At 59.3% G+C, this 614-nt stretch carries 1 protein-coding gene; it reads left to right on the plus strand.

The features are described from left to right. Positions 1-480, plus strand: a 480-nt coding sequence (locus HWX25_RS32775) for an IS5 family transposase (protein WP_175912737.1), incomplete at its 5' end; no start/stop codon positions are given. Positions 481-614: the final 134 nt, after the last annotated feature.

Consider the following 614-nt stretch of genomic DNA (forward strand, 5'->3'; position numbering starts at 1 on the left):
AACGAGTGGCACTTCGGCATGAAGGCGCACATCGGCGTCGATGCCGATTCGGGGCTGGTTCACAGCGTGGTCGGCACGTCCGCCAACGTGTCGGATGTTTCGCAAGCACACGCGCTGTTGCACGGTCACGAGCAAGAAGCGTTCGGCGATGCGGGCTACATCGGCGTAGACAAGCGCGATGAGATGAAAAGCAAGTTGGTGAAGTGGCGTGTGGCGGCCAAGCGAGGAAAGCTCAAGGCGATGCAGGACGGTGCGCAGAAGGATCTGATGATCGCGCTCGAGCGAACCAAGGCGCAAATCCGCGCGCGGGTCGAGCATCCGTTTCATGTCGTCAAGAACCTGTTTCGTCATCGCAAGGTGCGCTACAAGGGGTTGCTCAAGAACACGGCGCAGCTGTTCAGTCTGTTCGCCTTGGCGAATCTGGTGATCGCGCGAAACCGGCTGCGGTCGATTCATGGGAGAAGTCCGTCATGCGTGTGAGAAATGCGAGAAATAAGGTGCATCCTCGGGGCAAACTTCTCCGAATGGGCGGCGCTTCGCTTCGGTATCCGGCCATTCCCCGCCCACATCGCCGACCACCTCGCGCGATCGCCTATTAATCAGTGTTTCCCTAG

Source organism: Burkholderia sp. BCC1640 (assembly GCF_902833125.1).
In the GTDB taxonomy this organism is placed as follows: Bacteria; Pseudomonadota; Gammaproteobacteria; order Burkholderiales; family Burkholderiaceae; genus Burkholderia; species Burkholderia diffusa.